This window comes from Streptomyces odontotermitis (genome assembly GCF_050510915.1).
Classification (GTDB): domain Bacteria; phylum Actinomycetota; class Actinomycetes; order Streptomycetales; family Streptomycetaceae; genus Streptomyces.
Genome location: NZ_JBNJLS010000020.1, coordinates 139,785 through 153,971 on the forward strand (window position 1 = coordinate 139,785; position 14,187 = coordinate 153,971).

Below are 14,187 nucleotides of genomic sequence, written 5' to 3' on the forward strand. Positions count from 1 at the left end.
GTCCGTCAGATCTGCAAGGGACGCTTCGGCGTCCCTTCTTTCTTCGCTCCGGCGCGGCCGGTCCTGTCAGCCCTCGTTCGCGGTTCCATTACCGTCTGATGTGCCCTGCACCTTCATGGGTGAAACTGGCAAATCCAGCGGTGGCGGCGCGCAGCGCCTCATTGGAGGGGCGGTGGCGGGAGACGGGTGGGCCTGTAGAGTCCGGACGCGTGCACCTCAAGGCCCTGACCCTGCGCGGCTTCAAGTCCTTCGCCTCGGCCACCACGCTGAAGTTCGAGCCGGGCATCACCTGCGTCGTCGGACCCAACGGCTCCGGCAAGTCCAACGTCGTGGACGCGCTGAGCTGGGTCATGGGCGAGCAGGGCGCCAAGTCGCTGCGCGGCGGCAAGATGGAGGACGTCATCTTCGCCGGGACGACCGGGCGGCCCCCGCTCGGCCGCGCCGAGGTCTCCCTCACCATCGACAACTCCGACGGCGCGCTGCCGATCGAGTACGCCGAGGTCACCATCACGCGGATCATGTTCCGCAACGGCGGCAGCGAGTACCAGATCAATGGTGATACGTGCCGGCTGCTCGACATCCAGGAGCTGCTCTCCGACTCCGGCATCGGGCGCGAGATGCACGTCATCGTCGGGCAGGGCCAGCTCGACTCGGTGCTGCACGCCGACCCCATGGGGCGCCGTGCCTTCATCGAAGAGGCCGCGGGCGTCCTCAAGCACCGCAAGCGCAAGGAGAAGGCGCTGCGGAAGCTCGACGCGATGCAGGCCAACCTCGCGCGTGTGCAGGACCTCACCGACGAGCTGCGGCGCCAGCTCAAGCCCCTCGGACGGCAGGCCGCCGTCGCCCGCCGCGCCGCCGTCATCCAGGCCGACCTGCGCGATGCCCGGCTGCGGCTGCTCGCCGACGATCTCGTACGGCTGCAGGAGGCCCTCAACGCGGAGGTCGCCGACGAGGCCGCGCTCAAGGAGCGCAAGGACGCCGCCGAGGCCGAGCTGAAGAAGGCGCTGCAGCGCGAGGCGCTCCTGGAGGACGAGGTCCGGCAGCTGACGCCGCGCCTGCAGCGGGCCCAGCAGACCTGGTACGAGCTGTCGCAGCTCGCCGAGCGGGTGCGCGGCACCGTCTCGCTCGCCGAGGCGCGCGTCAAGAGCGCCTCCGCACAGCCGGCCGAGGAGCGGCGCGGCCGGGAGCCGGAGGACATGGAGCGCGAGGCCGCCCGGATCCGCGAGCAGGAGGCGGAGCTCGAGGCCGCGCTGGAGGCGGCGCAGACCGCTCTGGAGGACACGGTCACCCACCGCGCCGAGCTGGAGCGGGAGTTGGCGGTCGAGGAGCGGCGGCTCAAGGACGTGGCGCGGGCCATCGCCGACCGCAGGGAAGGGCTCGCCCGCCTCGCCGGACAGGTCAGCGCGGCGCGGTCGCGGGCCGCCTCCGCGCAGGCCGAGATCGACCGGCTCGCCTCCGCCCGGGACGAGGCACGCGAGCGCGCCGCCCTGGCCCAGGAGGAGTACGAGCAGCTCAAGGCCGAGGTCGACGGGCTCGACGCGGGCGACACGGAGCTCGGCGAGCGGCACGACGAGGCCAGGCGCGCCCTCACCGAGGCGGAGGGGCAGCTGACCGCCGCCCGTGAGGCCGCGACCGTCGCCGAGCGCGAGCGGGCCGCGGTGGCCGCCCGGCACGAGGCGCTCGCCCTCGGGCTGCGCCGCAAGGACGGCACGGGCGCGCTGCTCGCGGCCAAGGACGGGCTCGCGGGCGTCCTCGGCCCGGTCGCCGAACTACTGTCGGTGGCCCCGGGGTTCGAGGTCGCGGTCGCCGCCGCCTTCGGTGCCGCCGCGGACGCCGTCGCCGTCAGCACGCCCTCGCACGCAGCCGAAGCGATTCGCCTGCTGAGGAAACAGGACGCGGGGCGGGCCGCGCTGCTCCTCGCGCAGGAGTCGCAGGGTGCCCCCGCCGACGTAGCGGAGCGGCAGCGCGGGGACGGGCCGCCGTTCGTGGCCGATCTGGTGCGCGGGCCCGCCGAGTTGATGCCCGCCGTCCGGGGGCTGCTGCGCGACATCGTGGCCGTCGGGTCGCTCGAGGACGCCGAGGACCTCGTCTACGCCCACCCCGAGCTGACCGCGGTCACGGCGGAGGGCGATCTGCTCGGGGCGCACTTCGCGCAGGGCGGTTCGGCGGGGGCGCCCAGCCTCCTCGAGGTACAGGCGTCCGTCGACGAGGCGGCGGCCGAGCTGGACGAACTCGGCGTGCGGTGCGAGGAGTTGGGGCGCGAGCAGCGGGCCATAGAGGAGCGGCGCAAGGAATGTGCCGCGCTCGTCGAGGAGTTGGGGGAGCGGCGCCGGGCGGCCGACCGGGAGAAGTCGGCCGTGGCCCAGCAGTTGGGGGCGCTCGCCGGTCAGGCGCGGGGTGCCGCGGGCGAGGCCGAACGGTCCACGGCCGCCGCCGCCAAGGCGCAGGACGCCCTGGACCAGGCCCGCACGGATGTGGAGGAGCTGGCGGAGCGGCTCGCCGTCGCCGAGGAGGCCGCGTCCTCGGGGGACGGGGCGGAGGAGGAGCCCGACACCTCGGCGCGCGACCGGCTCGCCGCCGACGGGGCCAACGCCCGGCAGACCGAGATGGAGGCCCGCCTCCAGGTGCGTACGCACGAGGAGCGGGTGAAGGGGCTCGCGGGGCGGGCCGACGGGCTCGACCGGGCCGCGCGGGCGGAGCGCGAGGCACGCGCGCGTGCCGAGCAGCGCAGGGCCCGGCTGCGCCACGAGGCGGCGGTCGCGCAGGCCGTCGCGTCCGGCGCCGGGCAGCTGCTCGCGCACGTGGAGGTCTCCCTGGGCCGGGCCGAGGCGGAGCGCGCTGCGGCCGAACGGGCCAAGGCGGCGCGCGAGCGCGACCTGGTCGAGGCGCGCAACCAGGGCCGCGACCTGAAGGCGGAGCTCGACAAGCTGACGGATTCGGTCCACCGGGGCGAGGTACTCGGCGCCGAGAAGCGGCTGCGGATCGAGCAGCTGGAGGCGAAGGCGCTGGAGGAACTCGGTGTGGAACCGGCGGGGCTCGTGGCCGAGTACGGCCCGCAGCAGCTGGTGCCGCCCTCGCTCCCCGCCGAGGGCGAGGAGCTGCCCGAGGACCCCGAGCACCCGCGGAACAAGCCCCGGCCGTTCGTCCGCGGCGAGCAGGAGAAGCGCCTGAAGTCAGCCGAACGGGCGTACCAGCAGCTGGGGAAGGTGAACCCGCTGGCGCTCGAGGAGTTCGCGGCCCTGGAGGAGCGCCACAAGTTCCTCAGCGAGCAGCTGGAGGACCTCAAGAAGACGCGGGCCGACCTCCTCCAAGTGGTGAAGGAGGTCGACGAGCGCGTCGAGCAGGTCTTCACGGAGGCGTACCGGGACACCGCGCGGGAGTTCGAAGGGGTCTTCAGCCGGCTGTTCCCGGGTGGTGAGGGGCGGCTGATCCTGACCGACCCCGACAACATGCTCACCACGGGTGTGGACGTCGAGGCCCGGCCGCCGGGCAAGAAGGTCAAGCGGCTCTCGCTGCTGTCCGGCGGGGAGCGGTCGCTGACCGCCGTGGCGATGCTGGTGTCGATCTTCAAGGCCAGGCCGAGCCCGTTCTATGTGATGGACGAGGTCGAGGCGGCGCTCGACGACACCAACCTGCAGCGGCTGATCCGCATCATGCAGGAGCTGCAGGAGGCTTCGCAGCTGATCGTGATCACGCACCAGAAGCGCACGATGGAGGTCGCGGACGCGCTGTACGGCGTCTCCATGCAGGGCGACGGCGTCTCCAAGGTGATCAGCCAGCGGCTGCATTAGCCGGCCGCCGTTCGGCAGCCGCATTCAAGATCATTTCCAAGAGTTCAAGACTTGAACATCCACGACCTCACGCTGCCCTTAAATTCACAGCTGACTAGGTATTGACTTCGAAACTTGAAGGCATAGTCTCTGCAACGTTGCTTTTACCTTCAGGTGGTGGGCGGCGTGAAGTTGTGCGCCACTTGAAGAGCTCGCCCCCACCCCCGGCGACGCTGCCGGTGGCCCGAGGAGTTCACGTGACCAGCACAGCGCAGGCACCGCAGTCAGGAGCCCGAGACGCCCAGCCCGACCACCTCGGGCACGTCATCTTCATCACGGCGGCCGCCGCGATGGGTGGCTTCCTCTTCGGCTACGACAGCTCCGTGATCAACGGTGCGACCGTCGCCATCCAGCACAGGTTCGACGTCGACGCCAACATGCTCGGCTGGATCATCGCGACCGCGCTCCTCGGCTGTGCCGTCGGCGCCGCCATCGCGGGCCGGATCGCCGACCGCATCGGCCGCATCCGCTGCATGCAGATCGCCGCCGTCCTCTTCGCGGCCAGCGCCATCGGCTCGGCCCTGCCGTTCGCCGCCTGGGACCTGACGGTCTGGCGCCTCATCGGCGGCATCGGCATCGGCATGGCCTCCGTCATCGGCCCCGCCTACATCGCCGAGGTCGCCCCGCCCGCGTACCGCGGACGGCTCGCCTCCTTCCAGCAGGCCGCCATCGTCATCGGCATCGCCGTCTCCCAGCTCGTCAACTGGGGCATCCTGAACATGGCCGACGGCGATCAGCGCGGCAAGCTGATGGGCCTCGAGGCATGGCAGTGGATGCTCGGCGTCATGGTCATCCCGGCCGTCCTGTACGGCCTGCTCTCCTTCGCCATCCCCGAGTCGCCGCGCTTCCTGATCTCGGCCGGCCGTGGCGCCGAGGCCAAGAAGGTCCTCGGAGAGGTCGAGGGCACCGCCATCGACCTGGACGCGCGCGTCGCCGAGATCGAGGCGGGCATGCGCAGCGAGCACAAGCCGTCGTTCAAGGACCTGCTGGGCAAGGTCGGCTTCCTGCCGATCGTCTGGATCGGCATCGGGCTCTCGGTCTTCCAGCAGCTCGTCGGCATCAACGTGATCTTCTACTACTCGAACCAGCTGTGGCAGTCGATCGGCAAGGACCCCTCCAGCTCGTTCCTGTACTCGTTCGAGACGTCGATCGTGAACATCGTCGGCACGGTCATCGCGATGATCTTCGTCGACCGCATCGGCCGCAAGCCCCTCGCCATCATCGGCTCCGCGGGCATGGCGGTGGCCCTGTTCACGATGGCCTGGGCCTTCTCGTACAAGACCGGCTCCGGTGACACCGTCTCGCTGCCGAACGCGCAGGGCCTGACCGCGATCATCGCCGCCAACGCCTTCGTGCTCTTCTTCGCGCTCTCCTGGGGCGTGGTGGTCTGGGTGCTGCTCGGCGAGATCTTCCCGAACCGGATCCGTGCCGCCGCGCTCGGTGTGGCCGCGGCCGCCCAGTGGCTCGCCAACTTCGCGATCACCAAGACCTTCCCGAGCATGTCCGAGTGGTCGCTGACCGGCTCGTACATCATCTACGGCGCCTTCGCGGCGCTCTCGATCCCCTTCGTCATGAAGTTCGTCAAGGAGACGAAGGGCAAGGCCCTGGAGGAGATGGGTTAAGTCCCCGCTGCCATCTCCTCCTGCGGGAAGCTGCCCCGGTTCAAGGTTCAGTCCTTGAGCCGGGGCAGTACGTTTTCGCCGAACAGGTGCAGGCTGCGCCAGCCCTCGTCGACCGGCATCCCGCCGGAGAGCGGGTGCAGTACGAGGTTGGCGGCGCCGCCCTCGACGAAGGCCACGCACTCGTCGGGCGTCAGGACGCGGTAGACGCCCTCGGCGCGCAGCTCCTCGACCGTCGTGGCCGCCGACTTCACGGCCGAGCGGATGTCCTTGTTCTGCCAGGACGCGTAGGTGCGGGCCTCGTGCAGGAAGTGCTCGCCGTGCTCGGCCCAGGTGCGGTCCGGGTCCTCGGAGAGGTGCAGGAGCGGGGTCTCGGCGGCGGGCATCATCGTCCAGCCCTCCGTGCCGTACTCCGCGAGCTTCTCGTTGTAGTACGCCTCCAGCTCCGGCAGGTGCGCGCTCGGGAAGAGCGGCAGGCCGAGCCGGGCCGCGCGCCGCGCTGCCGCCTTCGAGGAGCCGCCGACCAGGAGCATCGGGTGCGGCCGGGTGTGCGGGCGCGGGGTGACGCGGACGGTGCGGCCGCGGTACTCGAACTCCTCGCCGGTCCACGCCTTGAGGAGGGTTTCGAGGAGCTCGTCCTGGAGCTTGCCGCGCCGGTGCCAGTCGACGCCGAACGCCTCGTACTCCGCGGGCCGGTATCCGATGCCCGCCACCGTCACCAGGCGGCCGCCGCTGAGCAGGTCGAGCACGGCGATGTCCTCGGCGAGCCGCAGCGGGTCGTGCAGGGGGCCGATGATCGCGGAGACGGTGACCGCGATCCGCCCGCCCGTCTCCCGGCCACCACCCCTCAACGAGGCGCTGCGCGCCGCTGAACTTCCTTGCGTCGCCCCGAACACCGCGCCCGCGAACGTGAACGGCGAGGGCAGCCAGTTGTTGGCGACGCCGTGGTGCTCCTCGACCTGGATGGTGGAGATCCCCCGGTCGTCGGCGTACGCGGCCATCTCCAGGGCGGACTTGTAGCGGGCGCTGAGCGAGGCGGGCGTCGCCGACGGATCGACGAGGTTGAGGCGTACGACTGTGACGGGCATGGGAAAGTCCCCCTTCACCGTGGGCGGCGAAGGGGGACGTTAGTTGACGGTGCGTCAGATGAACAGTGTTGTACGGGAGTTGAACCCTGGCTACGCGGTGACGAGCTCCGCCTCGCCGCTGTCCTCGCCCTCGGCCTCGGGGGCCTCGACGACCGGCTGCCGGGGCAGGACCGCGTACAGGGCGGCGGCGATCAGGATCGTGACCAGCCAGCCCAGGCCGTTGCGCCCGATCCAGGAGGTGGCGAGCGGACCGCTGAACCAGTCGACCTTGGTGAAGAGCAGGCCCACGATCAGGGCGACGCCCCAGGCCGCCATGGCCTGCCAGGCGAAACCGGCCTTGTACCAGTAGGCGCTGGTGCGCGTGGTGTCCATGAGCGCCTTGCCGTCGTACGTCTTCCTGCGCAGCATGTCGATGCCGAAGACGCCGATCCAGGCGGAGAAGGCGACCGCGAGCAGCGTGAGGAAGGAGATGAAGGAGCCCATGAAGCTCGTCGCCACGTTCATCAGGATGTAGCCGAAGACGAGGCTGATGATCGCGTTCACGCTGACCGCCCACGCGCGCGGGACCTTGATGCCGAGGGTCATCGCGGTGAAGCCCGCGGAGTACATCGACATCGAGTTGATCAGGAGCATCCCGATGAGGGCCATGATCAGGTACGGCACCGCGATCCACGTCGGGAGCAGCTCGCCGAGGAAGGAGACCGGGTCGGCGGCCTTGGACAGGCCCGGCGTGGAGACCGCCATGACGGCGCCCATCAGGACCAGGGGCACGACCACGATGCCCGCGCCGCCGACCGCGTGGCCGACCAGGGGCTTGTTGGAGGCGGTGCGCGGGAGGTAGCGGGTGAAGTCGGGGCCGGTGGGGACCCAGCTGATGCCGCCCGCGGCGATGGTGCCGATGCCCGCGATCATCGCCGCGGTGGAGCCCGCGGACTGGGAGAAGACCTCGTCCCAGTCGGTGTGGCCGATCAGGTAGATCAGCACCAGGACGCTGAAGGCGCCGAAGAGGTACGTCGACCAGGTGCTGCAGATGTGCAGGACCTTGCGGCCGAGGCCCGAGATGACGAACGTGGCCGCGACGAAGCCGAGCAGCGTGATGACCTTCAGCGCGGTGTTCTGCTGCACGCCGAAGCAGATGTCCAGGACCGTGAGGATCGCGTACGCGCCCGTGACCGCGTTGATGGTCTCCCAGCCCCAGCGCGCGACCCAGATGAGGGCGCCGGGGAAGAGGTTGCCGCGCTGGCCGAAGACCGCGCGCGAGAGCGTCATGCCGGGGGAGCCGCCGCGCTTGCCCGCGATGGAGATGAGGCCGACAAGGCCGTAGCTCAGGACGGGGGAGACCAGGGAGACGACCAGGACCTGCCAGAAGTTGAGGCCGTTGGTGACGATGAGGCCGGCGCCCATGGTGAGCAGGAGGACGCTGATGTTGGCCGCTACCCAGGTGGGGAACAACTCGCGGGTCCTGCCGGTGCGCTCCGCGTGCGGCACGGGCTCAAGGCCGCGTGTCTCGAGGGCGCCTTCGGATTCGGCGGTGGTGCTCATGGGTGGGGTCCGTGCCTCTCGCTCGGCTCGCAACGTCGCGATCCGTCGGTGGGGGTGATCGCGATGGACTCTACGCGCGTTGATGCGGCGAGCTCCATCGTACTTTAATCCGAGTGATGCCCTCTATGCGCATATGTTCTTTGGAGGAAACCACAATCTGGGCCTGGGGTGGGCCCATGGCCGATACTGGGTGGGTTATGGAAATCGTCATCCTTGCCGTAGTCATCGCCGTGGTCGTGGTCGGCGCCATCAGCGGGCTCGTGGTCAGTGGCCGCAAGAAGAAGCAGCTGCCCTCGCAGGCTCCGTCGTCCGCCCCCACCATCACCGCCCCTCCCGCCGAACCTCAGGTCGGCGACGAGGCCGAGACGCCGCGCGACGAACCGCGCCGCACGATCGAGGAGGTGGAGCTCCCCGGCGGCGCCGCCGAGGCCCCGACGGCCGTCGAAGAGCCCGTCGAGGAGGCCCCGGCCGCCCCGGTCATCGAGACCCCGGAGCCGACCGCCGGCCGCCTGGTCCGGCTGCGCGCCCGGCTCTCCCGCTCGCAGAACGCGCTCGGCAAGGGACTGCTCACGCTGCTGTCCCGCGAGCACCTGGACGAGGACACCTGGGAGGAGATCGAGGACACGCTCCTCACCGCCGACGTCGGCGTCGCGCCCACGCAGGAGCTCGTCGAGCGCCTCCGCGAGCGCGTGAAGGTGCTCGGCACCCGCACCCCGGAGGAGCTGCGCACCCTGCTGCGCGAGGAGCTCCTCACCCTCGTCGGCACCGACTTCGACCGTGCCGTGAAGACCGAGTCGGGCCTGGAGACGCCCGGCATCGTGATGGTCGTCGGCGTCAACGGCACCGGCAAGACCACCACCACCGGCAAGCTCGCGCGCGTCCTCGTGGCCGACGGCAAGTCCGTGGTCCTCGGCGCCGCCGACACCTTCCGTGCCGCCGCCGCCGACCAGCTGCAGACCTGGGGCGAGCGCGTCGGCGCCCGCACCGTGCGCGGCCCCGAGGGCGGCGACCCCGCGTCGATCGCCTTCGACGCCGTCAAGGAGGGCATCGCCGACGACGCCGACGTGGTGCTCATCGACACCGCGGGCCGGCTGCACACCAAGACCGGGCTCATGGACGAGCTCGGCAAGGTCAAGCGCGTCGTCGAGAAGCATGCCCCGCTGGACGAGGTGCTCCTCGTCCTCGACGCCACGACGGGGCAGAACGGCCTCGTCCAGGCGCGCGTGTTCGCCGAGGTCGTCGACATCACCGGCATCGTCCTGACCAAGCTCGACGGCACCGCCAAGGGCGGCATCGTCGTCGCCGTCCAGCGCGAACTGGGCGTCCCCGTCAAGCTCGTGGGCCTCGGCGAGGGTCCGGACGACCTCGCCCCGTTCGAGCCCGAGGCGTTCGTGGACGCGCTCATCGGGGACTGAGACCGAGAGCGCGCGCGTCCCGTCGTACGCGAGGAAGGGCCCCTTCGCATGGTGCAGATGCGGAGGGGCCCTTCCGTCTGGGGTGGCGGTGGCGTGTCGTTACGCCGGGGACCGGTGCGCCACGTACGCCAGCGTCCCGAGGAGCAGCCGGGCCTGCGGCGGGTTGGTCGCCGAGTCCAGGGCGGGCGGCCGCAGCCAGCGGACCGGGCCGAGGCCGCCCCGGTCGGACGGCGGGGCCGTGATGTGGCTGCCCGGGCCCAGGCCGTGCAGGTCGAGGGCCGCGTCGTCCCAGCCCATCCGGTAGAGCAGCTGCGGGAGTTCGGCGGCGGCGCCCGGCGCGACGAAGAAGTGCGCGCGCCCCTGCGGCGTGACCGCCACCGGCCCCAGGGGGATGCCCATCCGCTCCAGGCGCACCAGCGCGCGGCGCCCCGCCGTCTCCGGCACGTCGAGGATGTCGAAGGCGCGCCCCACCGGCAGCAGGATCGCGGCGCCCGGGAACTGGTCCCAGGTGTCGGTCACTTCGTCGAGCGTCGCCCCTGCGGGCAGCTCGGGTGCGCCGGGCAGGGGGTGCGCGCCCGGTGTCGCGCAGTCGTCCCGCCCGCAGGAGCACCGGCCGTCCAGGGCGCGCGCTCCGGGCACCGCGTCCCAGCCCCAGAGCCCGGTGAATTCGGCGACCGTGGTGCGCTCCGAGGCGCGGCCGCGACGACGTGAACCGGACCGGGGCTCTTTGGTCCCCCGAATACCGCCGATCGTGAAGCCCATGCCCCCTCCAACGGGTCGACTGCCCTCTGGTTACGTCACGGAATCGGATCGTGACCCTCTGTTCGCGCTACGGCGCCCGGCGCTCTTGTCGGTCGTGCGCCGGGTGATGGGCGCCCCTGCGCACTCCGCTTCGTCCCTTTCGGATGTGCAGTGTCAAGTGAATCGTGTGGAGCGGGCCCGGAGTTCATTCGAAGGGGTGGCGAATGGTGGCGTTTCCGGGATCGCCCTCGCCGGAGGGGTGATCGTAGGATTACTTTCAGTGCACGAGCCCTGGGGCTCTCGCACTCGTGGGTATGCCGGAGGCAAGTCGGTTTCCTGTTCGATGGGTGACGTTCTCCGGGTGGAGGGCCGCAAGACGCGGCATTCTGTTAGGGCTTGGCGTGGACCCGCGTACAAGTGTCTTGAGGAATGGGGGCGTTCCAGTGGGCGGCAATGGCGGAAGCGGTACGAACGCTGAGAAGCGCCCCAATGAGATGCTCGGCTCCTGGTTCGTGCGCAGCGGCTGGTCGAAGGGCGAGCTCGCCCGGCAAGTCAACCGCAGGGCACGGCAGTTGGGCGCGCATCACATCTCCACGGACACCTCCCGGGTGCGCCGCTGGCTGGACGGGGAGAATCCCCGCGAGCCCATTCCGCGCATCCTCTCCGAGCTCTTCTCCGAGCGGTTCGGCTGCGTCGTCGCCGTCGAGGACCTCGGTCTGCGCGCCGCCCACCAGTCACCCTCCGTCTCCGGCGTCGACCTGCCCTGGACCGGGCCCCAAACGGTCGCGCTGATCAGCGAGTTCTCCCGCAGCGACCTGATGCTCGCCCGGCGCGGATTCCTCGGCACCTCGCTCGCCCTCGCCGCCGGACCCGCCCTCATCGAGCCCATGCAGCGCTGGCTCGTGCCCACCTCGCTCTCGCAGGCGCAGGAGTCCGAGTCGCCGTCCGCCTCGCGCCGCCCCGCCCGCCTCTCCAAGCCGGAGCTCGACCTCCTGGAGTCGACGACGGTCATGTTCCGGCAGTGGGACGCCCAGTGCGGCGGCGGGCTGCGCCGCAAAGCCGTCGTGGGTCAACTCCACGAAGTCACCGACCTGTTGCAGGAGCCGCAGCCCGAGGCCACCGCGAAGCGGCTCTTCAAGGTCGCCGGTGAACTCGCCGAGCTGGCCGGGTGGATGAGCTACGACGTGGGGCTGCAGCCCACCGCCCAGAAGTACTTCGTGCTCGCCCTGCACGCCGCGAAGGAAGCGGGGGAGCGGCCGCTGGGCTCGTACATCCTCTCCAGCATGAGCCGCCAGATGATCCACCTCGGCCGCCCCGACGACGCCCTGGAACTCATCCACCTCGCCCAGTACGGCAGCCGCGACTGCGCCAGCCCCCGCACCCAGGCGATGCTGTATGCGATGGAGGCCCGCGCCTACGCCAACATGGGCCAGCCCGGCAAGTGCAAGCGGGCCGTGCGCATGGCCGAGGACACCTTCGCCGACGCGGACGACTTCCACGAGCCCGAGCCCGACTGGATCCGCTTCTTCTCCGAGGCCGAACTGAACGGGGAGAACGCCCACTCCTACCGCGACCTCGCCTACGTGGCCGGACGCAGCCCCACCTACGCCTCGCTCTCCGAGCCCGTCATGGAGCGCGCCGTCGAGCTCTTCGGCAAGGACCCCGAGCACCAGCGGTCCTACGCCCTGAACCTGATCGGCATGGCCACCGTGCACCTGCTCCACAAGGAGCCCGAGCAGTCCGCCGAGCTCGCCGGACAGGCCCTCACCATCGCCAAGAAGGTCCGCTCCGAGCGGGTCAACACCCGGCTCCGCAAGACCGTCGACACCGCCGTCCGCGACTTCGGGGACGTCGGCGAGGTCGTCCGGCTCACCGAGCAGCTCGCACTGGAGATGCCCGAGACCGCGGAGGCCGTCTAGCGACGCCCGCACCCCCAGGACTCCGGCCGTGGCCGGTCCATCCGGAAAAGGCCGACCGGCTCCCCCCACGCCAAGGTCCACGGATGGCCGCCGCGGCCGGTTGCTGTCGTCGGCACAGGGTAGGAAATCGCGCCCGCCCTGACCCGGCGGTTCATGCGTGCGTAACACGCACGCCCTCTTCGTCACTGCGGCGAAACATCGAGGGGCATCGACGGAAACCGCGCTGCGCCAACCTCATGGCGCATCACCGGCCCACCCCCTCATGGCACCGCTCAGGCTCCGCCCCCACGGGCCGCATACGACGACGAGGAGACTCCGATGCCCCCAGGCATCACGCTTGCCGCAGACACCCCGCACCTGTCTGCCGCCAACACCGGGTTCATGCTCATCTGTTCCGCACTGGTGATGCTGATGACGCCCGGCCTGGCCTTCTTCTACGGAGGCATGGTCCGCGTCAAGAGCACCCTGAACATGCTGATGATGAGCTTCATCAGCCTCGGGATCATCACGATCCTCTGGGTCCTCTTCGGCTTCTCCGTCGCCTTCGGCACCGACCACGGCAGCCTCTTCGGCTGGGACGGCGACTTCGTCGGGCTCAGCGGCATCGGCAAGACCGAGCTGTGGGACGGCTACACCATCCCCATCTACGTCTTCGCCGTCTTCCAGCTGATGTTCGCGATCATCACGCCCGCCCTGATCAGCGGCGCCCTCGCGGACCGCGTCAAGTTCACCGCATGGGCGCTGTTCATCACGCTGTGGGCGATCGTCGTCTACTTCCCGGTGGCGCACTGGGTGTGGGGCACCGGCGGCTGGGCCTTCGAGATGGGCGTCATCGACTTCGCGGGCGGCACGGCCGTGCACATCAACGCCGGTGCCGCGGCGCTCGGCGTGATCCTCGTCATCGGTAAGCGCGTCGGCTTCAAGAAGGACCCGATGCGCCCGCACTCGCTGCCCCTCGTGATGCTCGGCGCCGGACTCCTCTGGTTCGGCTGGTTCGGCTTCAACGCCGGGTCCTGGCTGGGCAACGACGACGGCGTCGGCGCGCTCATGTTCGTCAACACCCAGGTGGCCACGGCCGCCGCGATGCTGGCCTGGCTCGCGTACGAGAAGATCCGCCACGGCGCGTTCACCACCCTCGGCGCCGCCTCCGGCGCGGTCGCCGGACTCGTCGCCATCACCCCCTCCGGCGGCTCCTGCTCGCCGCTCGGGGCCATCGCCATCGGGGCCATCGCCGGTCTCCTCTGCGCCATGGCCGTGGGCCTCAAGTTCAAGTTCGGATACGACGACTCGCTCGACGTCGTCGGCGTCCACCTCGTCGGCGGTGTCGCCGGGTCCCTGCTCGTCGGCTTCTTCGCCACCGGCGGCGGCCAGTCCGAGGCCGCGGGCGTCTTCTACGGCGACCACAGCTTCGACCAGCTGTGGAAGCAGTGCGCGGGCGTCGGCGCGGTCCTCGCCTACTCCCTCGTCGCCTCCGCCGTCCTCGCCTTCCTCATCGACAAGACGATGGGCATGCGCGTCCCCGAGGACGACGAGGTCGCCGGCATCGACCAGGCCGAACACGCCGAGACCGCCTACGACTTCAGCGGCGCGGGCGGCGGCACCGCGCCCCGCACGAACGTTCCCGCGCCCGCCCCGGACGCCAAGACCGCCACGGCCAAGAAGGTGGACGCATGAAGCTCATCACCGCCGTCGTCAAGCCCCACCGGCTCGACGAGATCAAGGAAGCCCTGCAAGCCTTCGGCGTCCACGGCCTGACCGTCACCGAAGCCAGCGGATACGGGCGCCAGCGCGGCCACACCGAGGTCTACCGGGGCGCCGAATACACCGTCGACCTCGTACCGAAGATCCGCATAGAGGTCCTCGCCGAGGACGACGACGCCGAACAGCTCCTCGAAGTCGTGGTGAAGGCCGCTCGCACCGGCAAGATCGGGGACGGCAAGGTCTGGAGCGTCCCCGTCGACACGGCGGTCCGGGTCCGGACCGGCGAACGCGGACCGGACGCCCTGTAAGGCGCTTGAGGGACACAAGGAACG

The 14,187-nt window shown here is 70.7% G+C and carries 9 protein-coding genes; 6 read left to right on the top strand and 3 right to left on the bottom strand.

What is annotated here, in order from left to right; genetic code table 11:
- The first annotated feature begins 209 nt into the window (after positions 1 to 209).
- A complete protein-coding gene (gene smc / locus ACQB60_RS36825) occupies positions 210 to 3,791 on the top strand; it encodes a chromosome segregation protein SMC (protein WP_496930453.1) in 3,582 nt (1,193 codons plus the stop codon).
- Positions 3,792 to 4,027: 236 nt separating this feature from the next.
- Complete coding sequence (locus tag ACQB60_RS36830; RefSeq protein ID WP_496930454.1) at positions 4,028 to 5,452, top strand: sugar porter family MFS transporter; 1,425 nt, start codon at positions 4,028 to 4,030, stop codon at positions 5,450 to 5,452.
- A gap of 47 nt (positions 5,453 to 5,499) precedes the next feature.
- Here the strand turns inward: ACQB60_RS36830 and ACQB60_RS36835 are convergent, their stop codons facing one another.
- A complete protein-coding gene (locus tag ACQB60_RS36835) occupies positions 5,500 to 6,537 on the bottom strand; it encodes an LLM class flavin-dependent oxidoreductase (protein WP_496930455.1) in 1,038 nt (345 codons plus the stop codon).
- Between the two features lie 90 nt (positions 6,538 to 6,627).
- Complete coding sequence (locus ACQB60_RS36840; RefSeq protein ID WP_496930456.1) at positions 6,628 to 8,079, bottom strand: purine-cytosine permease family protein; 1,452 nt, start codon at positions 8,077 to 8,079, stop codon at positions 6,628 to 6,630.
- 197 nt (positions 8,080 to 8,276) lie between these two features.
- Between ACQB60_RS36840 and ftsY the strand changes: the two genes are divergently transcribed.
- Positions 8,277 to 9,494, top strand: coding sequence for a signal recognition particle-docking protein FtsY (gene ftsY / locus ACQB60_RS36845; protein ID WP_496930457.1), 1,218 nt, complete (start codon positions 8,277 to 8,279; stop codon positions 9,492 to 9,494).
- Positions 9,495 to 9,593: 99 nt separating this feature from the next.
- Here the strand turns inward: ftsY and ACQB60_RS36850 are convergent, their stop codons facing one another.
- Complete coding sequence (locus ACQB60_RS36850; RefSeq protein WP_496930458.1) at positions 9,594 to 10,256, bottom strand: bifunctional DNA primase/polymerase; 663 nt, start codon at positions 10,254 to 10,256, stop codon at positions 9,594 to 9,596.
- A gap of 422 nt (positions 10,257 to 10,678) precedes the next feature.
- Between ACQB60_RS36850 and nsdA the strand changes: the two genes are divergently transcribed.
- From nsdA to ACQB60_RS36865, 3 genes are all read left to right on the top strand, one after another.
- Positions 10,679 to 12,154: a transcriptional repressor NsdA gene (nsdA, locus tag ACQB60_RS36855; protein ID WP_496930459.1), complete on the top strand. Its 1,476-nt coding sequence runs from the start codon at positions 10,679 to 10,681 to the stop codon at positions 12,152 to 12,154.
- 318 nt (positions 12,155 to 12,472) lie between these two features.
- The gene (locus tag ACQB60_RS36860; RefSeq protein WP_496930460.1) at positions 12,473 to 13,828 is read left to right on the top strand and encodes an ammonium transporter; all 1,356 of its coding nucleotides are present in this window, start codon (positions 12,473 to 12,475) and stop codon (positions 13,826 to 13,828) included.
- The gene (locus ACQB60_RS36865) at positions 13,825 to 14,163 is read left to right on the top strand and encodes a P-II family nitrogen regulator (protein ID WP_384833587.1); all 339 of its coding nucleotides are present in this window, start codon (positions 13,825 to 13,827) and stop codon (positions 14,161 to 14,163) included. The genes ACQB60_RS36860 and ACQB60_RS36865 overlap by 4 nt, the downstream gene beginning before the upstream one ends.
- The last annotated feature ends 24 nt before the right edge of the window (positions 14,164 to 14,187 follow it).

What these genes read in the sequence shown, in the direction of transcription:
- ACQB60_RS36840 (WP_496930456.1), bottom strand. Translation starts at nt 8,079, where the DNA reads ATGAGCACCACCGCCGAATCCGAAGGCGCCCTCGAGACACGCGGCCTT.
- ACQB60_RS36835 (WP_496930455.1), bottom strand. Translation starts at nt 6,537, where the DNA reads ATGCCCGTCACAGTCGTACGCCTCAACCTCGTCGATCCGTCGGCGACG.
- ACQB60_RS36865 (WP_384833587.1), top strand. Translation starts at nt 13,825, where the DNA reads ATGAAGCTCATCACCGCCGTCGTCAAGCCCCACCGGCTCGACGAGATC.
- ACQB60_RS36850 (WP_496930458.1), bottom strand. Translation starts at nt 10,256, where the DNA reads ATGGGCTTCACGATCGGCGGTATTCGGGGGACCAAAGAGCCCCGGTCC.
- ftsY (WP_496930457.1), top strand. Translation starts at nt 8,277, where the DNA reads ATGGAAATCGTCATCCTTGCCGTAGTCATCGCCGTGGTCGTGGTCGGC.
- ACQB60_RS36860 (WP_496930460.1), top strand. Translation starts at nt 12,473, where the DNA reads ATGCCCCCAGGCATCACGCTTGCCGCAGACACCCCGCACCTGTCTGCC.